This is a genomic window from Pseudomonas sp. RGM 3321 (assembly GCF_022836805.1).
Classification (GTDB): Bacteria; Pseudomonadota; Gammaproteobacteria; order Pseudomonadales; family Pseudomonadaceae; genus Aquipseudomonas.
In genome coordinates this window covers 337,697-359,290 of record NZ_JALHBH010000120.1, presented here as the reverse complement: position 1 = coordinate 359,290, position 21,594 = coordinate 337,697, and the positions used below count along the sequence as shown (strand labels likewise).

The 21,594-nt window shown below is 54.8% G+C and carries 14 protein-coding genes; 6 read left to right on the top strand and 8 right to left on the bottom strand.

All coding sequences use genetic code 11. The features are described 5' to 3' along the window. Window positions 1-39: 39 nt before the first annotated feature. From RGM3321_RS25190 to RGM3321_RS25175, 4 genes are all read right to left on the bottom strand, one after another. Window positions 40-852, bottom strand: a complete 813-nt coding sequence (locus RGM3321_RS25190) for a YcaO-like family protein (RefSeq protein ID WP_244395363.1) — start codon at window positions 850-852, stop codon at window positions 40-42. Continuing rightward, a complete protein-coding gene (locus RGM3321_RS25185) occupies window positions 833-1,240 on the bottom strand; it encodes a hypothetical protein (RefSeq protein WP_244395302.1) in 408 nt (135 codons plus the stop codon). Before RGM3321_RS25185 ends, RGM3321_RS25190 begins: the two co-directional genes overlap by 20 nt. A 316-nt stretch (window positions 1,241-1,556) precedes the next feature. Next, on the bottom strand, window positions 1,557-2,036 hold the full coding sequence (locus RGM3321_RS25180; RefSeq protein WP_244395301.1) for a hypothetical protein: 480 nt from the start codon (window positions 2,034-2,036) through the stop codon (window positions 1,557-1,559). After that, window positions 2,033-2,896, bottom strand: coding sequence for an McbB family protein (locus RGM3321_RS25175; protein ID WP_244395300.1), 864 nt, complete (start codon window positions 2,894-2,896; stop codon window positions 2,033-2,035). The genes RGM3321_RS25180 and RGM3321_RS25175 overlap by 4 nt, the downstream gene beginning before the upstream one ends. Before the next feature lie 626 nt (window positions 2,897-3,522). On the opposite strand from RGM3321_RS25175, the gene RGM3321_RS25170 reads away from it, so the two are divergent. The 4 genes from RGM3321_RS25170 (at window position 3,523) to glgB (ending at window position 11,532) form a co-directional block, all read left to right on the top strand. Continuing rightward, window positions 3,523-3,816: a hypothetical protein gene (locus RGM3321_RS25170; RefSeq protein WP_244395299.1), complete on the top strand. Its 294-nt coding sequence runs from the start codon at window positions 3,523-3,525 to the stop codon at window positions 3,814-3,816. A 129-nt stretch (window positions 3,817-3,945) separates the two neighbouring features. Beyond that, the gene (locus tag RGM3321_RS25165) at window positions 3,946-5,964 is read left to right on the top strand and encodes an alpha-1,4-glucan--maltose-1-phosphate maltosyltransferase (RefSeq protein ID WP_244395298.1); all 2,019 of its coding nucleotides are present in this window, start codon (window positions 3,946-3,948) and stop codon (window positions 5,962-5,964) included. Window positions 5,965-5,983: 19 nt separating this feature from the next. Then, entirely contained in the window at window positions 5,984-9,310 is a 3,327-nt protein-coding gene (treS, locus tag RGM3321_RS25160; protein WP_244395297.1) for a maltose alpha-D-glucosyltransferase, read from the top strand. Then, window positions 9,307-11,532, top strand: coding sequence for a 1,4-alpha-glucan branching protein GlgB (gene glgB, locus RGM3321_RS25155; RefSeq protein ID WP_244395296.1), 2,226 nt, complete (start codon window positions 9,307-9,309; stop codon window positions 11,530-11,532). The genes treS and glgB overlap by 4 nt, the downstream gene beginning before the upstream one ends. Before the next feature lie 30 nt (window positions 11,533-11,562). On the opposite strand, the gene RGM3321_RS25150 is transcribed toward glgB, so the two are convergent. After that, complete coding sequence (locus RGM3321_RS25150) at window positions 11,563-14,271, bottom strand: autotransporter outer membrane beta-barrel domain-containing protein (RefSeq protein ID WP_244395295.1); 2,709 nt, start codon at window positions 14,269-14,271, stop codon at window positions 11,563-11,565. A gap of 261 nt (window positions 14,272-14,532) precedes the next feature. Continuing rightward, window positions 14,533-15,717 (bottom strand): MFS transporter, encoded by a 1,185-nt coding sequence (locus tag RGM3321_RS25145; RefSeq protein WP_244395294.1) that lies wholly within the window; start codon window positions 15,715-15,717, stop codon window positions 14,533-14,535. Between the two features lie 164 nt (window positions 15,718-15,881). Between RGM3321_RS25145 and RGM3321_RS25140 the strand changes: the two genes are divergently transcribed. After that, window positions 15,882-17,015 (top strand): lactonase family protein, encoded by a 1,134-nt coding sequence (locus RGM3321_RS25140; protein WP_244395293.1) that lies wholly within the window; start codon window positions 15,882-15,884, stop codon window positions 17,013-17,015. A gap of 63 nt (window positions 17,016-17,078) precedes the next feature. Here the strand turns inward: RGM3321_RS25140 and RGM3321_RS25135 are convergent, their stop codons facing one another. Further along, window positions 17,079-18,668: an ABC-F family ATPase gene (locus RGM3321_RS25135; RefSeq protein ID WP_244395292.1), complete on the bottom strand. Its 1,590-nt coding sequence runs from the start codon at window positions 18,666-18,668 to the stop codon at window positions 17,079-17,081. A 398-nt stretch (window positions 18,669-19,066) separates the two neighbouring features. Continuing rightward, on the bottom strand, window positions 19,067-19,915 hold the full coding sequence (locus RGM3321_RS25130) for a lipopolysaccharide biosynthesis protein (protein ID WP_244395291.1): 849 nt from the start codon (window positions 19,913-19,915) through the stop codon (window positions 19,067-19,069). An 860-nt stretch (window positions 19,916-20,775) separates the two neighbouring features. Between RGM3321_RS25130 and RGM3321_RS25125 the strand changes: the two genes are divergently transcribed. Then, on the top strand, window positions 20,776-21,477 hold the full coding sequence (locus RGM3321_RS25125; RefSeq protein ID WP_244395290.1) for a DUF3053 domain-containing protein: 702 nt from the start codon (window positions 20,776-20,778) through the stop codon (window positions 21,475-21,477). The last annotated feature ends 117 nt before the right edge of the window (window positions 21,478-21,594 follow it).

Sequence of the window (21,594 nt, the reverse complement as noted above, 5' to 3'; positions counted from 1 at the left end):
GCACGAAGATCTGTGATAAAAACATCCTGGGAGTTATTCTCATGGGAATGGCACCATCATTGACTTACGGGTTGAGTAGATATCTTTGGTGAATTGACGTGAATAATCGTTATCAAGGTTTATCGATGACGAGGAATCCATATGCAAAAACAATGAGGGTGAAAAAAATTTACAATAAACATAGTTTGCACCAGCAATCCATACTGGCTTTGTATATAAGTACCCCTGCATGTTTAAGCTGACAAAAGATCTTATAAGTGCTTGTAGGTTTAGAGCGTCTCGCGGTCGTTTGGATTTCTTGTGCGTTATAATGACATCAGTTATTTCGTTAAAGGTTTGGAAGTTATTGGGTTTTAGAAAGTGCAAAAGGTATCTGTCTTTTATTGTGGATATGCAAGTATTTAGGCTGTAGAAAAGATTCATAAATCGAAACGTCTGCCACAGTTCAAGAACTGACTTCTCAAAGGCTTGCTCTATAGTTTCAGCATATGACATGCCAGCGCAATAGCTTACATTGCAGTTTTCTTTATCATTCCCATACACTATAAGTACGCAGTGTCCCGGGAAATTTGGATCAGAAATATCTAAAGCTTCAATGTGTCCGGATTTTTTGAGTGCATTATAAAGTGAGTAAATTGATGTGTTTTTAAATTCGCCTTCGAATTTTTGAGGGGCTAGTATTGCTAAACATTTTTTTGTTAGCCAGAAACGAATGAGAAATTGTCTTTCCATGGTTTCCTTAATGGCACCATATATTGAGGTTTCATAGTTTCTGTGAAAACTGCATCCGCATGTATCGCGAGAGGGGTAAAATTGTGTGTCTTTTTCGAGATTATGATAGCTGAGAGAAATTAAGATTGTTGGGATTTGGCATTGAGTAAAAGTCGGAAATTCGATGAGCAGTAGAAGTTCGAAATGAATGTTTCGAAACTAAACCTTCTTCAATATCGCACAGGGACGTTTGGACGAAGGCGCGGGCAAACTTCTGTATTTCGTCTGATGATAGTGTTTGATCTAAAGTATTTTCTTCATCAGACAATATTTCCATATAGAAATGCCTACGCTCGAAATACTCACCTAGTGCAGTCTGCAGTGCATTATCTTCGTTGCCTATTCCTGAGCCCACTTTTGCCCAAGAGTCTGTGACTTCTACGTTGAAGGGGAAACCTGAAACACAATTTGGCTGGAAATGGCATGCCCCGGGCAGGCTGGCAAAGCTATCAAAGTCTAGATTATTCATATTTTGAACCAATTAGATGTGTGCACAGCGGGAAGAATAAAGTCGGATTAAGTCCTAAGCTTTTACAAAGCATGTCATCGCAGTAGCCTGACCACACTCGGCTTTGAATTTTTAGATTTGAACACAAAAGATCAATTAGCATATATAGAGATCCTACCTCTAGGTTTGCGAGGCGATAACCACGGTATCGATATTTGAATACTGTTTTTGGCCTATATGCAGCATAAACAATTGCGACATTGGGCTCTCCAATTCTGACATTGTTTGGCAGTAGTGCTTTCTTTAGTAAATCGATGCTTTTTATATTCTTAACTACCTAAAATGTCCTGGTTTTAGAAAGTAAATGCAGTACCTTTCCTTCGGCGGGCCAGCCGTGAGTTTCACCAGATAGATCGCAGATAAATACTTCAACGGGATATAGCCCACCTCCACTAGGGTAACCTCTTTTGTAGTCATGTTTTTCTAATTTTATTAGGGGTGATAAGATTTCTTTTATTTCCGTGAATGAAACACCTCCTTTGATAAAGAAATCACAAGATTCCTTTCGCGCTAATGGATGATCATTCGGTAGCGGTTTCATTTTTTGGTTTGAAGTATATGCATGCATATCTGGGTAAAGGTGAAGTTCATTACCAGTCAGGTCTTGCAATGTTTTCTCAGTTATATTATGAAGATAAGTAATGTCCTGGATCGCATCATGCATAGTAAAATTTGTCAGGTTGTGAAACGTAGATATTTTGTCGTAGACATCGCTGTCCAGGAACTTTATATAATAGTCGTGCGGAATTGATTTCAAGTATTGCTCCTCAAGCATTGGCGTATCGGCCAATGCGGTATTTGCTCTTCAGTAACAGAACCATTATGCAGCTTCATGATCGATGATGAAAAAACCGAATCCTGATGCCTGCGCTGATCATTAGATTTGGTATAAAAATTTATTTTCTGAGCTAGCAAACCTATAGCCAAGCTTTCCTGAAGCAGGGTTGTCTTTACCTTGGGGATTGGAACTTTTCGTGTTTTGCAAAAATTTAGTAATTTAGACCAGTTGTTGTTGCTTGAAGAGTTTTGTTCATAATTTATTATTCTGTCAATTCCACAAAAATGACATGGCGAGCCAATTTCAGGGATGTATGCCTGGCTTACGACGAATGTTTTTTTTGTAAAATAGCTCACGCTTAATGCAGATTGCGGCGCAGCGATAGCAGCCTTAAAATATTTCTCTTGAAGCAGTTCATAATTGTATTCTTCGCAATGAAAATGAATAAAGTATTTTTTATCCTTTATTCTGTGTTCATCGAAGTCTGTTATAAAGATGAGCTTGTGGCTGATTGCTAGCTCGCTCGATAATAGCGTGTATGCCGAATTTGTACTTTTATCAACAATAATAAGGGCTTGTTCAAAGTAATCGGGTTGCACTCTGTTGTTGATTTTTAATATTCCCTCTAGAAATGTTTTGGTTTCTTCTTTTGGTAAATGCTGATTTTGGATGATTTTATCTAACTGGTCTTCGGTTATAGCTATGTCGCTTAGCTCTTTGATTTCTTGCAGTGCAGTCCAAAGCTTAGAAGATTTAATATTTGATATGCCTCTTTCTGACAATATAATTCTTGTGTTTTCAAAGTTAAGAAGTTCGTAATTGTGGATTCTAATTATCATGAGTTCGACACCATGTTTTAAGGTGATATCGATTACAGTCGATATCACCTTTGTCTTCCTGGTTTAAAGTCGATGGTTTTTCAGAAATGGTATTCCCACCTCCGCAGCCGCCACTGCAACCACCCCCCCCCTTCCGCAGCCACCACTACATTTTTTATTCCTAATAGATGCCGTCAAATTGCGGCAATAAGAGTTTTGTTTTTGAATCCTGTTTCGTCAATGTTTCTGATCGTGCCAGTTTTGATTGTTTATTTTTTGCGAGATACAGCCCACGGCTGTTTGGGATAATTCTCACAAGACATATTGCATATCAGCTAATTTTATCGCTGTAGGATTTTTCCGAAGCCCGAAAAATAGGCTCGGTAAACTAACGGATGACTCTATTTTTCTACATTATGAGATTGATCTTCTTTTTGCGGCGATTCCGCGATTTTTCTGAAAGTCGACTAAAAAAAATCAAAAATTCCCGACGAACGGTCGCCGTGTTCGGTTTTTTATAAGGCTCCCTTTATTGGATGTATCCGCTTTCTAGGATTTTTACGAAAAGGACTGCCGCATATAACGTTTACTGCAGGCCAGTGTATGCACGGCTGAAAAGCTTCTCGCCAGCTTGTCGTAGATTCTGTATGAACGTCGACGTCGCGCAATGGCTTTTTCTAAAGCAGGTTCTCGGAACGCAGACGCGTTGTTTCGGAACACGTCTTGCATTTGATATTCAGGTACATATTGTTTTACAGCAGAGTGCTTTGAACTGGGTAGGATGGCACTACCTGGTCGCAGTGATTTTTTGGTCTTCGTATGCAGATTCACCTGAGAACATTGATTCGCTTTCCTACAGTAGTTACCTGTTCGGCAGTGCTTCCCACCCCGTTTGCCACGCAGCAGCAATCCTCAAAACCTTTGAACTTTACCCTCGTTGACCGCTCGGAACCTAGGCAGCGGAAATAGACGAGTCGCCAGCACAGTGCGATCGTACGCTGCCATACCGTCAATTTTTCCATTGCATGGAATGCACAGGAGCGTCCCTGGGGCGTGAGGAGTGATGCTCGATGAATGAACAGCCATACGGTCCGGATTCCCTGGCCACCGATGTCCCGCAAGCAACCCTTCCGCTGTCACTGACCCAGGCGCTGCAATTACCCCGCATCGTGATTGAAGACACGTTGCCGGTAATCGACGGTGGCTTGTTCGCGGCCAAGGCGATCATCGGGCAACCGGTTACCGTGACCAGCAAGGTCTATGCCGATGGGCACGACAAGATGGCGGTCAATATCCGCTGGCGTGCTGCCGATGAAGAACACTGGCACAGCGCGCCAATGCGCGAGCTTGGCAACGACAGCTGGGTCGGTGAATTCACCCCGACCTCGGTCAGCCGCCATGTGTTCCGCCTTGAAGCCTGGATCGATCAGTTCGGCAGCTATCGTTATGAACTGGAGAAGAAGTTCGGCGCCGGCGTTCCTGTCGATCTGGAACTGGAAGAGGGCCGCATTCATCTGGTGCACGCCGCCGAGCGCAGCCAGAACGAGCAGCGCCAGCAAATCGAAGGCCTGCTGGGCCAGCTTGAAGAGGGTGATAAAGACGAGAAAGTCGCGCTGCTGTTACACAGTGAAACCGCCAGCCTGATGAAACTGGTCGACAATCAGGCCTTCCTGAGCCGCAGCGTCGAGTTCCCGCTGGATGTCGAGCGTGAGCTGGCGCAGTTTGCCAGCTGGTACGAGCTGTTTCCCCGTTCGATGACCGACGACCCGGCGCGCCACGGCACGTTCAACGACGTTCATTCGCGTCTGCCGATCATTCGCGACATGGGCTTCGACGTGCTGTATTTCCCGCCGATTCATCCTATCGGCCGTGCCCACCGCAAGGGGCCTAACAATTCCCTGACCGCTGGCCCTGATGATCCGGGCAGCCCGTATGCGATCGGCAGCGAGGATGGCGGTCATGAAGCCATTCACCCGCAGCTGGGTAGTCGTGAAGATTTCCGTCATCTGGTAAAAGCCGCGGCCGAGTATGGCCTGGAAATTGCGCTGGATTTCGCCATCCAGTGTTCCCAGGATCACCCGTGGCTCAAGCAGCATCCGGGCTGGTTCTCGTGGCGTCCGGACGGCACGATCCGTTATGCGGAAAACCCGCCGAAGAAGTATCAGGACATCGTCAACGTCGATTTCTATGCACCAGACGCCATCCCCGGCCTGTGGATGGAGTTGCGCGACATCGTTCTGGGCTGGGTCAAAGAGGGCGTGAAAATCTTCCGCGTCGACAACCCGCACACCAAACCGCTGCCGTTCTGGCAGTGGATGATCGGCGAAGTGCGCAGTCAGCACCCCGAGGTGATGTTTCTGGCCGAAGCCTTTACCAAGCCGGCAATGATGGCGCGCCTGGGCAAGGTCGGTTACAGCCAGAGTTACACCTATTTCACCTGGCGCAACACCAAGGCGGAGCTGTCCGAGTATTTCACCCAGCTCAACGAAGTGCCTTGGCGCGACTGTTATCGTCCGAATTTCTTCGTCAACACGCCCGACATCAACCCGCGCTTCCTGCATGAGTCTGGTCGTCCCGGGTTTCTGATCCGGGCGGCGCTGGCCACCATGGGTTCCGGGCTGTGGGGTATGTATTCCGGGTTCGAGCTGTGCGAAGCGGCGCCTATTCCCGGCAAGGAAGAGTATCTGGACTCGGAGAAATACCAGATTCGGGTTCGCGATTACGCAGCGCCGGGCAACATCATTGCCGAGATCGCGCAGCTCAACCGCATTCGCCGGCAGAACCCTGCGTTGCAAACCCACTTGGGTCTGAAGCTGTATAACGCGTGGAACGACAACATTCTGTACTTCGGCAAGCGCTCGGCGGACGGCAGCAACTTCATTCTGGTTGCCGTCAACCTCGACCCGTACAACGCACAGGAAGCGGATTTCGAGTTGCCGCTGTGGGAAATGGGCCTGCCGGATGACGCCGCTACGTCGGGTGAAGACCTGATGACCGGGCACCGCTGGACCTGGTACGGCAAGTATCAGCACACGCGTCTCGATCCATCCCAACCGTTTGGAATCTGGCGTATCCAGGCTGCGCAATAACACTCCCGAGGAGTCAATAATGGCCAAAAAGCCCGGTGACGCGACATTTATCAAAGACCCGCTCTGGTACAAGGATGCGGTGATTTATCAGGTTCACGTGAAATCGTTCTTTGATTCCAATAACGACGGAATCGGCGATTTCGCGGGCTTGATCGAAAAGCTCGACTACATTGCCGCGCTGGGCGTCAACACCATCTGGTTGTTGCCGTTTTATCCGTCGCCGCGCCGGGACGATGGCTACGACATTTCCGAATACCGGGATGTGCACAGCGACTACGGCACCATGGCCGATGCCAAGCGTTTCATCGCCCAGGCACACAAGCGCGGCCTGCGAGTGATCAGCGAACTGGTCATCAATCATACTTCCGACCAGCATCCCTGGTTCCAGAAAGCCCGCAATGCCAAGCCCGGTTCCAAGGCGCGGGACTTCTATGTGTGGTCGGACACCGATCAGAAGTACGACGGCACGCGGATCATCTTTCTCGATACCGAGACGTCCAACTGGACCTGGGACCCGGTCGCCGGGCAATACTTCTGGCACCGTTTCTACTCCCACCAGCCGGATCTGAATTTCGACAATCCGCACGTGCTGGATGCGGTTCTGGAAGTCATGCGCTTCTGGCTGGATCTGGGCATCGACGGTTTGCGTCTGGATGCCATTCCGTATCTCATCGAGCGGGACGGCACCAACAACGAGAACCTGCCGGAAACCCATCAGGTGCTCAAGCGCATCCGTGCCGAGATCGACGCGAACTATCCGGACCGCATGCTGCTGGCCGAGGCCAACCAATGGCCGGAAGATACCCAGCTGTATTTTGGTGAAAGCAAGGGCCCGGACGGCGATGAATGCCATATGGCCTTTCACTTTCCGTTGATGCCACGCATGTACATGGCGCTGGCTCAGGAAGATCGTTTTCCGATCACCGATATTTTGCGGCAGACGCCGGAGATCCCGGAAAACTGCCAATGGGCGATTTTCCTGCGCAACCATGATGAACTGACCCTGGAAATGGTCACCGATCGTGAGCGTGATTACCTGTGGAATTACTACGCGGCAGACCGCCGTGCACGAATCAACCTGGGTATCCGTCGGCGCCTGGCACCCTTGGTGGATCGCGACCGTCGCCGGGTCGAGTTGCTGAATAGCATGCTGTTGTCGATGCCCGGCACACCGACGCTGTATTACGGCGACGAGATCGGCATGGGCGATAACATCTACCTGGGCGACCGGGACGGTGTGCGTACGCCGATGCAGTGGTCGATCGATCGCAACGGCGGTTTTTCGCGTGCCGACCCGGCCAGCCTGGTGTTGCCACCGATCATGGACCCGATGTACGGCTTTCAGTCGGTCAACGTTGAAATTCAGGAGCGTGACCCGCACTCGCTGCTGAACTGGAATCGACGCATGCTGGCGGTGCGCAAACAGCAGAAGGCATTCGGGCGTGGCACGCTGAAAATGCTCTCGCCGTCGAATCGCCGCATTCTTGCGTACACCCGCGAGTACGCGGCACCCGATGGTCACAGTGAAGTGGTGTTGTGTGTTGCCAACGTTTCCAGCGCCGCCCAAGCTGCGGAGCTTGAGCTGTCGGCTTACGCAGGCACAGTGCCGGTGGAAATGCTCGGTGGCAGCGCATTTCCGCCTATCGGGCAGTTAAGCTATTTGCTGACGCTCCCGCCGTATGGTTTTTACTGGTTTTTACTGGCTTCGGAGAATCAAATGCCCAGTTGGCACGTTGAACCCGCGCAGAGCATGCCGGACTTCCCGACCCTGGTGCTCAAGAAGCGCCTTGAGGAGTTGCTCGAAGAGCCGCTGCGCAGCACCATGGAAAAAACGTCACTGGCTGTTTATTTGCCAAAACGCCGCTGGTTCGCAGGCAAGGGTAAGGACATAGAGCAGGTCAATATCGCGTATGCGGTGCGTTTCGGCGATGAGGCGCACCCTGTGTTGCTCAGCGAAATAGAAGTGACTGCAGATGGCCAGACCGATCGCTATCAGCTGCCATTCGGCTTGCTCGCCGAAGACGACATCAGCAGCGCGTTGCCACAGCAACTGGCACTTGCCAGAGTGCGGCGTAATCGTGATGTCGGGCTGATCACCGATGCATTTACTCTGGAAACCTTCATTCGTGCAGTGATTCAGGGCATGCAGTCGGATACGGTTATCCCCTGCGCTGACGGCGAGTTGCGTTTCGAGCAAAGTTCGCAGCTGGCACCGCTCGGCCTCACCGCAGAGTCGGAAGTGCGCTACCTGTCTGCCGAGCAGTCGAACAGCTCGGTGGTTGTTGGTGGCAGCCTGGTGCTCAAACTGATTCGTAAAGTCAGTGCCGGGACGCACCCGGAGCTGGAAATGGGTGCTTTCCTGACCAATGCCGGCTTCAAGAATATCTCGCCGTTGCTGGGTTCTCTGGTGCGTGTCGGCAACGACGGAAAACCGAATCTGCTGATGATTGCCCAAGGCTACCTGAGCAATCAAGGTGACGCTTGGGAGTGGACGCAGAACAATCTGGAACGCGCAGTACGCGATGAGTTGGCGCATGGTGTTTCTGGTCAGGAACAGCATTACAACGCTTTACTGGAGCTGGCGGACTTTTCGCGCAGTCTTGGTCAGCGTCTCGGTGAGATGCACCAGATTCTGGCGTCGCCTACCGACAACGCAGACTTTGCTGTTGAAGTCACCAGCAGTCAGGACAGCAAGGCCTCCGGAAGCAGCGTCAATGCTCAGCTTGAGCGCGCCTTGCAGCTGCTTGAGCAGCGCAAGGGCGATCTGGAGCAGGACGATCAGCAACTGGTCAGCGATTTGCTCGCCCGGCGCAAGCAGATTCGTCAGCGCGTCGAAGGTCTGGCCAAGCGTTCGGCAGGTGGCCTGCGCATTCGCGTGCATGGTGACTTGCACCTCGGCCAAGTGCTGGTGGTCAAGGGCGATGCCTATCTGATCGATTTCGAGGGTGAACCGGCCCGCGCACTTGAAGAACGCCGTGCCAAGCACAGCCCGTTCAAGGATGTCAGCGGTGTTTTGCGTTCGTTTGACTACGCTGCCGCCATGGCAGTACGCAGCGCGCAAAGTGTCGATACCTCGCCTGAGGCTGCCGGCGCTCGCAAACGTGTCGCCGAGACCTACCTGGCGCAGGCGCGGGAAGCCTTTATCGAAGGCTATCGTTCGGCAACAACCGGAATGGCCCATGCCTGGAAAGATGCAAAAGGGGAGGACGCCGCACTGGAATTGTTCACCCTTGAAAAAGCTGCTTATGAAGTGATCTACGAAGCCGAGAATCGTCCAGCCTGGTTGGCCGTTCCTTTGCAAGGCTTGCGTGGGTTGCTGCAACCGTCTGATGGAGAGCCAATATGAATGCGCCTGACAAAACCGGCACAGGCCGCCGCGCGATTCCCGCTGCTGTGGACCTCGACGCGCTGATCCGCGCTGAACACCGTGATCCATTTTCGATCCTTGGTCTGCACGGTGACGGCGGCAGCGGGCAATACGTTCGTGCCTATCTACCCGCTGCGTTGAGCGTGCGTCTGCTGGCCAAAGATGATGGCCGCGAGCTGGGCGAGATGGAAATGAGTGAGGTGCCGGGGTTTTTCGTCGGTCATCTCGAGCAACCACAGCCTTACCTGCTGAAAATTCAATGGGCTGGCGGCGAGCAGATTACCGAGGACCCCTATAGCTTCGGTCCGCTGCTGGGCGAGATGGACCTTTACCTTTTTGCCGAGGGTAATCATCGTGACCTGAGCAGCTGTCTGGGCGCACAAGTCACCAGCGTCGATGGCGTGGACGGGGTTCGCTTTGCGGTCTGGGCGCCTAATGCCCGCCGTGTGTCGGTGGTCGGTAGCTTCAACAGCTGGGATGGTCGTCGTCACCCGATGCGCTTGCGTCACCCAACCGGCGTATGGGAGATTTTCGTCCCGCGTCTGCAGCCCGGTGAAGTCTACAAATACGAGATCCTCGGTGCCCACGGGATTCTGCCGCTGAAAAGCGACCCGATGGCACTGGCTACCACGCTGCCGCCCGATACCGCGTCAAAAGTCTCTGCGCCGCTGCAATTCGAGTGGAACGACCAGGAATGGCTGCAATCACGGACTGGTCGTCACGACGTTGCCGCACCGCTGTCGATCTACGAACTGCACGCAGGTTCGTGGCAGATGGAGCAGCACGAAGACGGTCAATGGCGACAGTACAACTGGCGCGAGCTGGCTGACCGACTGATTCCCTATGTCAAGGAACTGGGCTTTACCCACATCGAGCTGATGCCGATCATGGAGCACCCGTTCGGGGGGTCATGGGGCTATCAGTTACTGGCCCAGTTCGCGCCAACTGCCCGTTACGGTTCGCCAGAAGATTTCGCTGCGTTCGTCGACGCCTGTCATCGGGCTGAAATCGGTGTGATTCTTGACTGGGTGCCTGCGCACTTTCCGACCGATACCCACGGCCTGGCACAGTTCGACGGCACCGCGTTGTATGAGTACGCCGACCCCAAGGAAGGCTTCCATCAGGACTGGGACACGCTGATCTACAACCTGGGGCGTACCGAAGTTCACGGCTTCATGCTGGCTTCGGCGTTGCACTGGCTCAAGCATTACCACATCGACGGTCTGCGCGTGGATGCGGTGGCGTCGATGCTTTACCGCGACTATTCGCGTAATGCGGGCGAATGGGTTCCAAATCGCTTTGGCGGCCGAGAGAACCTCGAAGCCATCGACTTCCTGCGCCACCTCAACGATGTGGTTGCCCTGGAAGCACCGGGCACGATGGTCATTGCCGAAGAATCCACAGCGTGGCCGGGTGTCAGCGAGCCGACCCAGCAGGGTGGGCTAGGCTTCAACTACAAGTGGAACATGGGCTGGATGCATGATTCGCTGCAGTACATGGAGGAGGACCCGATCAATCGCGGACACCACCACGGCAAGCTGAGCTTCAGCCTGGTGTACGCGTGGTCAGAGCGCTTCGTACTGCCTATTTCCCATGACGAAGTGGTACACGGCAAGCATTCGCTGATCGACAAGATGCCGGGTGACCACTGGCAGAAGTTCGCCAACCTGCGCGCTTACCTGTCGTTCATGTGGACGCACCCGGGCAAGAAACTGCTGTTTATGGGCTGTGAATTCGGTCAGTGGCGTGAGTGGAATCACGACCGTGAACTGGACTGGTACTTGATGAAATACGCTGAACATATTGGCGTGAAGAAGCTGGTCAGTGACCTGAACCGAATCTATCGCCAGGAAAAGGCGCTGCACCAGCGCGACGCTGACCCAGCCGGATTTCAGTGGCTGATCGGCGACGACCAGGCCAACAGCGTGTTTGCCTATCTGCGCTGGAGCAATGATGGCGAGCCGCTACTGGTGGTGGCCAACATGACTCCAGTGCCGCGTCTGGATTATCGTGTCGGCGCGCCAGTGTCAGGTGCATGGACTGAGTTGCTGAACAGCGACGCGGAAACCTACGCAGGTTCTAACATGGGCAATGGTGGGGAAGTGAACGCCGAAGACGAGCCGGCACATGGGATGAAGGCTTCACTGAAACTGAACTTGCCGCCGCTTGCTGTGCTTATCCTCAAACCGAAGAAAGACTGACCAGGACGCATCCCCGCGCTGACGGTCGCATTACCAAACCAGCCTGAAACCCAGGCTGGTATTTACTCCCTCCGCTCCTTGTCCGCCCAGATCACCAAGGTAATCAGCGCTCCAGTGCAGACTGGCATTGCTGCTCAATGTCGCTATTATCCCGGCGCCGATACCGCCCGTCGTTGATCGATGCCCGGTTTTTATCTGCTCTGCATGATCGAATGTCAGCGTGTCATGGCCGTCTTTGGTGTGCCAGAGGTTGGCTCGCAGATAAGGCTCTATCGGTACGCTACTGAATTGATAGCGCCCCTTGAAACGTATGCCGATGCGCCCTGTGGTGTAAGCCTGACTGTCGAATCCGAGATGGGCAATGCCGTCATGCTGGTCCTGAAGGTCTATGCGTTGGTAGATGATCTGTAGCTGAGGCTCTGCAACCCAGCGTTGTGAGAGTGGCAGCGGATACCCTGCCTCTGCAGACAGGCTCATCACATGGCCTTCAATGTCGACACCTGTGCCCCTGACGGAGCGGCTGCGGCCGTCCAGACGAGTGCCCATCGCTACTGTGTCAATGTACCCGCCACCGGGCGTCGTCAGCGTCCAGTAGGCACCCAGGCTTCCTCCCTCCAGTTTCAGACGCCCTGTTTTGTAGTCGCTGAAACCTTCGGCAAAACCCTTCACCTGGCCGTCCAGACGGTTATGCGCGACGAAAAAGCCGACGCGCTGAGTCTTCCCGCTGTCCTGTTGCCAGGCATACAGGTCATGGCCAATCTGATAACCCTTGAATGAAGCGTCCAGGCCTGGGCTCACGTCTCCGGACCAGTGTTGCTTGAAATCACTGCCGAACACGCGTGCCCAACCCGCTGGCGTCGCGCCGTTTTGCGCCAGCAAGGCCTGATCACCCTGACGCTCATGAAAGGTGCCCAGCGAACTCAGCGCCAAGGCCGCAGCGGTGGGAGCCACCACGGAGTAGTTGGCGACCTCGGGCCGGTACAGCGCGATGGGTGCAGCTCCGCGAACGGGTTCCGGCAGCGGCGGGGTTCCAATGGCAGGCACCGGCAGTGTGGCTGCTGGTGTGACAGGGGGCGGGCTGTTCGGCTCAGGCTCAGGGTTTGGAGGTGGGGCAGGTACAGGTTGCGGTGTTGGTGCAGGTTCTGGAGCAGGCACAGGCACAGGCTGTGGTGTCGGTGTCGGCTCGGGAACAGGTTCTGGTTCTGGTTCAGGCTCAGGGGCGGGCAGCGGCGTTGGCTGTGCAGGTTCTGGGGTGGGCTCGACAGGGGCAGGGGCAGGCGGGGCAATCACCGCAGAGCGCAGAAACCAGCTGTTCTCAGAGCCGGCAGTGGCGCCGCCCTTGAACAGGTAATACTGATAAGCGCCTGCAGACAGCGGACTTTGCAACGAAAAGGCGCTGCTTTCGCTGGTTGCACCGTTGATGGCTTTTACCACTTCGATGCCATTCCCACGGGTCAGGGCGCCCAGCCCACCCGAGTTGCTGACGAGCATGCGCGTAGACCCACTGATACGCCCTTGTGCTACCACCAGTCGGTCGCTGGCGGATGCATCATCGCCCAGTGCCGAGAGCAACAGCAGTCTTCCGTTCTGGCCGGTGTAATTGCCGGTCACCGTCAATGTGCCAGTGAGCGAGCGGCCTGCATCGCTTACATCCAGCGTTCCGGCATTCTGCAGTGAGGCAAGGGATCCGGCGCTGAAGGGGGCAACACTGCCCGAGGTCGAGATCAGCGTGCTGCTGGAGTCTATGTCCAGAACGCCGGTGTCAGTCAGGCTGTCGCCGAGCACCAGCGTGCCGGCCAGATTCAGCTGCGAGCCATTGCTCACATTGACCGTTTCCCAGTTGGCATAGCGACCCGGCTGTGATGATACGGTGTCGTCGAAGGTCAACGTGTCGTTGCCAGGGCCGCCGTCGAGCAGCGGGTTGGCACTCAGGTAGTATTCGCTCAGGTTGTACAGGCGTGCCGTATCGTTGCCGTCGGCCATCAATACGTTGCTGCGTGCATAACCGCCGTTCAGCCAGTTGAAAGTGTCATTGCCAACACTGGTGCGAACTTCGCCGCGGATCTCGCCGCCACTGAGGGTGATCTGGTCGTCGCCGCCACTGACGCTGACGTTGCCGCCAACAATGCCGCCCGACAAGGTGATCGTGTCCCGGCCAAAGCCGGTGACCAGGTTGTTGATGATAGTGCCACCAGACATTTCGAATACATTGTTGTCCAGCTTCATGTCCACGCGACCGATGCTCCCACCAGTCATCACCGCGACGTCGCCATCCTCGAACGCGCGGGTGATGGTGCCGCCCGTCATGAGAAAGGTATCGCGCCCGTCACCTTGGGCCAGAGAGCCCAGCGTGCCGCCGCCCATGACAAAATCGTCGGGATCATCGCCCTGGTTCAGATCGCCGCTGACCTCGCCCGTGGAGAGCGTGAAGCGGTCGATACCGGCCCCTTGAGTAACGTTGCCCAGAATGCGCCCCGACTGCATATCCACGCTGTCCCTTCCCGGACCGAACAGGATATTGCCGTACACCGTGCCCGTTCCGCCGACCGGAAATATCAGCACGTGGTCGCCGCTGAGCGCGCTAAACGGCCCGCTGCTGCCGCTGTCGCAGACCTGAACGCCAGCCGATGCCAGGGAGGAAAGGGTACAGGCGCCCTCGGCCCAGGACGGGATGATTGCCAGTATTACCACGGGCAGCACATTGCAGGTCTGGTGCAGATGAACGCAACGGATTTTCATGACAGCACTCCCGTCCAGGCAGGCAGCAGGGAGGCAATCGAGAGGGATCGAAGCGCCAGACTGCTACGCAAAGCGGCGTCACACCAAGGTGGGTGACGATCGCTTTGCAAGCCTGTTTCGAGGCTCGCAGTATCAAGTCAAGAAGTCGTTGCCGGATGCGTCAAGAAGTTGACCGACCGATGGCAGGATTTAAGCGTTATCTGCTAACTATTGGAACTACGGGAGAAAAGCTTATGCAGCAAAGCCACTGTTGAGGACCATTCACCCGAGTTGAGCGGCGCGCCGCGACAGCCAGACTGTCAGGGCCAGCGCGCAAACCGATAGCAGGGCTGCGTAGAAAAATATCCAGTCATAGCCCTGGCCCAAGGCAATTGCGCCCATCACCGGACCTGCGATTGCCAGTGCCAGATCGAAGAACACCGCATAGGCGCTCAGGCCTGCGCCGCGGCTAGGGGTGGGCACGCACTTGATGGCCTCTACGCCGAGCGCCGGGTAGACCAGCGACAGCCCCACGCCGGTCAGTCCGGCGCCTGCGAGGGCAACGCCGCTGCTCGGGGAAAGCCAGAGCATCAACAGCCCGCAGATTTCTACCGCCATGCACACAATGGCCGCGTTGTAGCCGCCCAGTCGATTGATGGTGCCGATAAACAGCAGGCGGGCGAGGATAAAGCACACACCAAACATGCTCAGGCAATAGGCCGCACCTTCCCAGCCCCGATTCAGATAGAACAGGGTGATGAAGGTGGTCAGTGTGCCGTAGCCGATCGACGATAGCGTCAGACCCAGACCGTAGGGTGCAATCCGGCCAAACACTGACCAATAGGGCAGGCGCTCACCGGCTACGACCGGCACCGATGGCTTGTTGCGTATCAGCCACAGCGCCAGTCCTGCCATCACCATCAAGGCGACCCCCAGGCTGTTGAAGTCCACGGTATCTATGACTACCACGCCCAGCGGTGCACCAATGGCTATCGCACCATAGGACGCGATGCCGTTCCACGAAATTGATCGGGCCGTGTGTTCCGATCCGAGCTTGCCGATGCACCAACTGATGGTGCCAACCCCGATAAGCCCTTGGGAAACGCCGAGAAACAGTCGCGCAACGATCAGAATCGACAGGCTCAGCGTGGCAAACTCCTGAAGCAGCGTTGCCAGTAACGTCATGCTGCCACTGATGACGATGCCCCACAGTCCGAACACGATAGAGCGCTTGCTGCCCAACGTGTCGGTCGCCCGGCCGGCAAAAGGTCGACTCAGCAGCGTTGCCAGATATTGCGAGGCGATGGTCAGGCCGGCAATCAACGGACTGAAACCCAACTGGTCGTGAACATAGCCGGGTAGCACCGCAATAGGCAGACCGATGCACAGGAAGGCGATGAAGGTGTAGAAAACGATGGAAACGATTTGCAGGGTAATCGTCATGGAACCGGAGTGTGCGGCAGGCATTGGGCTCTTCGCTGGCAGGCGGTGGGAGTGCCTCATCATGGCGTGCACTGTGACTAAAAGAAAGCAGGCTAACGGTTTTATGCGGGCGGGTTATCAGGCAGTTGCTGTTATGCAGATATGGTCATAGGATGACTGATCACGCCACAATAATAAAAAGGTTTGCCATGAGAAATTTTCTGTTGCTGGCCGCTGCAGTCGGTTGTTCGTTTGGCCTGCCTGCCCAGGCAGCCACGTTTGCTTACATATCCAGTCCTACCGACGGCCTGATATCCCAATACCGTCTGGATGAGCAGAGCGGCGCGCTCAGCCTGGTCGAGCAGACCAAGGCCGGAGATCAGGTCAATCCGATGGCCATCTCACCGGACGGCAAAGCGTTATTTGCGGCGCTGCGTTCCAAGCCTTATCAAGTGCTGAGTTTCAGCATCGAGCCTGCAACAGGGCATCTCAAACCGCTGAGTCAGGCACCGCTGGCCGAGAGTCTGGCCTACCTGTCTACCGATCGCAGCGGACGCTTCCTGTTCGGCGCGTCCTATGGTGCCGATTTGCTCAGCGTCCAGCCCATTGATGCGCAACACCGCCCAAGCGACAGTATCCAGACCTACAAGACCGGCATGCATGCGCATTCGGTGCGCACCGACCCGAGCAACCGTTTTGCATACGCCGGTAATCTTGGCGTTGATCGTGTTCTGCAATACCGGCTGGAGCCAAAGGACGGCAAGCTCGTCCCCATCGGCGAGGGCCATGTCGCCGTTCCCGACAATACCGGCCCACGCCACTTGGCATTTTCGTCCGATGGCAAATTTCTGTACGTGGTCGGCGAAATGAGCGGCACCGTCACTGCGTTCGCGATCAACCAGAAAACCGGTGCGTTGAAGCAGACAAGCAAGGCGGACGGTATCCCGAAGCGCTTGAACCTGGAGCCGGGGCAGGCCCGCGATGCGCGCAACAATGATCTCAAGGATGACCCCACCCCGCGTATCTGGGCAGCAGATATTCGCCTCGCATCGAATGGCAAGTGGCTGTTTATCAGCGAGCGCACCACCAGCAGCGTGTCGGTATTCAAGGTCGAGCCTGCCAGTGGCAAGGTGACATTTGTTGAAAACTATCCGGTGCAGGAAAAACAGCCACGCAATATCGCGGTGTCACCCAATGGTCGCTGGTTGCTGGTGAGCGGTGAGAAAAGCGACAAGGTCGGCAGTTACGCCATTGCAGCGAACGGTGCCTTGCAGCGGGTCAGCGAAGCACCCTCGGGCAAGGGGGCGCTGTGGATTGAAATGCTCAGCCAGCCTGGCCAGTAGCGGGTTTGAAAATAAAAAGCCCTGTCACAAGACAGGGCTTTTTGCTGTAGCAGCCTGACAGGCTTAGAACGAAACGCCCTGGCTGCGCAGGTAGTCGTCATAGGTGCCGCTGAAATCGATCACGCCGCTTGGGCTGAGTTCGATGATGCGGGTCGCCAGCGAGGACACGAACTCGCGGTCGTGACTGACGAAAATCAGTGTGCCTGGATAGTTTTCCAGCGCCAGGTTCAGCGACTCGATGGATTCCATGTCCAGGTGGTTGGTCGGTTCGTCCATCACCAGCACGTTGGGTTTTTGCAGGATCAGCTTGCCGAACAGCATGCGGCCCTGTTCACCACCGGAAATCACTTTGACCGACTTGAGGATCTCGTCATTGGAGAACAGCATGCGGCCCAGGGTGCCACGCACCATTTGCTCGCCGCCCTGGGTCCATTGACCCATCCAGTCGAACAGGGTGGAGTCATCCTCGAAATCGTGAGCATGATCCTGAGCGTAGTAGCCGATTTCCGCCGCATCGGTCCACTTGACCGTGCCTGCATCCGGTTGCAACTCGTTGACCAGGGTGCGCAGCAGGGTGGTCTTGCCGATGCCGTTCGGACCGATGATGGCAACACGTTCGCCGGCTTCGACCTGGAAGCTGAAGTCCTTGAACAGTGTCTTGCCGTCGAAGCCTTTGGCCATGCGATCGACAATAACTGCCTGACGGTGCAGCTTTTTGGTCTGTTCGAAACGAATGAACGGGCTGACACGGCTGGACGGCTTGACCTCGGCCAGCTGGATCTTGTCGATCGCCTTGGCTCGGGACGTGGCCTGCTTGGCTTTCGAGGCGTTGGCCGAGAAGCGGCTGACGAACGATTGCAGTTCGGAAATCTGTGCTTTCTTCTTGGCGTTGTCGGACAGCAACTGCTCGCGGGACTGAGTCGCCACGGTCATGTACTCGTCATAGTTGCCCGGGAACAGGCGCAACTCGCCGTAATCCAGGTCGGCCATGTGCGTGCACACGCTGTTCAGGAAGTGACGGTCGTGGGAGATGATGATCATCAGGCTGTTACGCTGGGTCAGTATGTTTTCCAGCCAGCGAATGGTGTTGATGTCCAGGTGGTTGGTTGGTTCGTCGAGCAGCAGCACTTCCGGATCGGAGAACAGGGCCTGCGCCAGCAGAACGCGCAGCTTCCAGCCGGGCGACACTTCGCTCATCGGGCCGTTGTGCTGCTCGATGCCGATACCCAGGCCCAGCAGCAGTTCGCCGGCACGGGACTCGGCAGTGTAGCCGTCCATTTCCGCAAACTCGGTTTCCAGCTCGGCCACGGCCATGCCGTCGTCTTCGCTCATTTCCGGCAGCGAGTAGATGCGGTCGCGCTCGGCCTTGACCTTCCACAGCTCTTCATGACCCATGATCACGGTGTCTAGCACCGTGAATTCTTCGTAGGCGAACTGATCCTGGCGCAGCTTACCCAGTCGTACGTTTGGCTCCAGCATCACCTGACCGCCCGAAGGCTCGAGGTCGCCACCGAGGATTTTCATGAAGGTGGACTTGCCGCAGCCGTTCGCGCCAATCAGGCCGTAACGGTTACCGGCGCCAAACTTGACCGAGACGTTCTCGAACAAGGGTTTGGGGCCGAACTGCATTGTGATGTTAGCTGTGGAGATCAATTACTTTACCTATCAATAACTTGGGCAATAACTGGGGAGCGCTGGTGTCAGCGGGTGTCGGGTTCGAGACCCGACCTGAGCTGTTCAGCCTGCTCCGCCTGAGCATGAGCTGATCCAACGGGCATACGTCTACAGCAACGGCAGCCTGCCATGGCCGCGTTGCCGGGATATGAATGTGGGGGTTCATGCCAGACATTGACGCGCATTGTCGCATAGGTCGGGCGGCAGGGACATGGTGGACAGTGCCGGATTGCCGAGTTGTCTGCGTTGCGGTTCGCTCAGGTGCCTGCCGGGTAGCATTGCTCAAAGCGCGTGCGCAGGGCAGAGGCAGGTGCGATTTCAAAGGAAGTCGCAGAAAAAAGAGACTGAGTCGTCAAGTTGCCTGATCGGGAGGTAGTTTACGTTCGGCTAGCGTTGTATCGGGCGACGCTTACTTTAAGCCGGGCTTCATCAATGCTCAACTTGGGAATGACTTCATCTGGAACTCGCGAGCTGTCGGACAAATTGAACACCTGAAAATCATTCCCGACCACCTGTTTCGACATAAGTTCCAGTGACGGGAGAATTCTTGATTCGTAGTGCTGATCCAGTCCACAAGGCGAGCACACATCTGTCGACGATTCATAAAACCGGCCTGCAGACTGATTCATATCAAAGCCTACGAGAAAGACGCTATCAAAACCAAGGTGATAGGACAATTGCAAGGCGAGATACATGACCGTGCGCGCGTCGAAAAAACCCAGTTCCAGGTTTTTGCTGAAGCCGATATCCCTGCTTCTATGACTCCATAAAGAAAGTTTTCTGACCAGCGCATCTTCTCGTGAACAGAGCGCTGCAACCGTCGACAGCCTCGGTGATTTCTTCAGCGCATAGGCGCGCCCGGAAGGCCTGGGAATGCCGGAGCTGAACTGGTCTTCCCACAGTCCGACATTCTCGCTCTCGCGCATTGCCGCGGCGAACAGCTCGGGCTGCTGGTTGGGAAAGTCCCTGTCAGTACACACGTAGAACAATGGCTTGATGTTCGTTCCTGCAAACATCGAGAACGCCCCGTTCATGGTAATCATGGGGGTGTCCGAAAAGTCTCGGATCGGAAAGTTTCTGGCAGATTGACCCGAGCCAATCAGAAGAACCGGGCCTTTTCTGGTGCTCCTGCATTTGCCGAAATCAAGTACGCGGGTCGGCTTCGGAATGTGATCTTCAGCTGACTTTCGAAGATAAACCGTCGCATTGATGGATTGACTAGTCATGACTACCCCATGAGCACTAGTGACAAATTAGTTAGGACATTTGGCGCGCAATGCTATCGGCTGGTGGCCATTAGTTCAATATCAAAGAGTCTCGACAGCGTATCAAACTGGAAGCATTAAGCCACAGGTTGGTAATTAATTTTTGAGAATTTTTTCTTGCGTTAGAGGATTTTTCGGATGTAATGCACGACCTGCGGTATTATTTAATACTGATTAGCCAGTATGGAGCTCGTGGTTAATGCACCTGCAGCTAGATGCGCTTAGTGCAATAAGACTGGGCATGCATACAGGCTTGTCGCTGTACGAGGGAAGGGAGGCGGGAGAGGGTGAGGCTGCAAGGCCCGGCTATCACCGGGCCTCCTTGTTGTGGCGAATTTATTGATAGCTAATCGGATTTCCGTTCCTGCCGCTTCCTCCTGAACCAGCTCCCCAGCGCGTGGAAAGGGTGAATGAACATCGCAATCGCTCCGAGCAGAAAGACGATGGAGACAAGGATCAGGCCCAGGCCCTCGTGTGCAAACATAGTGATTGACTCCTGTTGTTCACTTTGTCGGTCCGTTGAAGACTAGTAGCTGAAACGTTTCACCTCATGAAGAAATGTTAATGAACTTTCCTGAAGGGGGCTGCCAGGCGAGCTTTTTGCGGTGCCGGTGCTGTTGCGCCGACGCTATGAAGTACCTGCGTTTGCTGACTCAAATAGCCGAGGGGGAGCGGGTTTTCCATGCGTCTGTCTTGCGATGAGGCTTTTCAAAATTCAACCGTCGCGGAACTAGATGAGGTGATGGCGAGACTATAAGCACGCTCGCGTTCGTCAGGCCATGCCGATGACCGCGCATTCTCATCACCCGGAGGTTCCTGACATGAAGTCCCTTTTCCGTCCAGTTTTGCTGCTGGCTGTTGCTTTACCCCTGTTGCTGACTGGCTGCGGGGATAAGGAGCCCGAGCAACGCACTGCGTTCACTCAGTTCCTGCAAACCCGAATCATCGACAAGCCAGGTGTGCACGTTCCCAAGCTGACGGACGACGAAAAGAAAGCCTTTGGTGACTACAGCTCGCACTATGCCGTTATTTCCGACTTCGGCGCGGGCATGGACACTGCTGTGCAGCCTCTGGCCGGCTTGATGCAGAAAGGATCCTTTCGTTCGGTAAGCGATGTCATTCAACGTCGCGCAGACTTGGCTGCCGTGCAGACGGGCCTTGATGAAGTCGGCGAGAAGTTGACCATCGAGCAGGGCAAGGCAGATGCGGCACATGCCAAACTCAAGCAGCCCGATGACTTGAAAGTCGTTTACGACAAGGCGTATGACAGGACTGTGAGCGTACCCGCCAACACGTTCCGTGAAGTCCTGCCACAAATAAAGGGCACGTTTTCGAGTGGCCTAAAGGTTGCCGATTATGTGGACGCGCACAAATCGCAAATCGATATCTCGGGTCCGGCGATAACCGTCAAGGACCCGGTCGTACAGGCTGAACTCAACAAATTGCTGCAAGAGCTGAACGATCAGGGCAAAAACGCGCAGCAGGCTCAGGCTCGTCTGCAATCGCTCATGACCGGTCGCTGAGATTGAGCTGACGGCTTGCCCCGGCCTTGTTGCCGGGCCAGGCCGTGTGTCGGGTATTATTTGCGTGTCTTTTTGCCTTCCCCGGGGCCTGTCTGTTTGATAATCAAATCTCTCCCA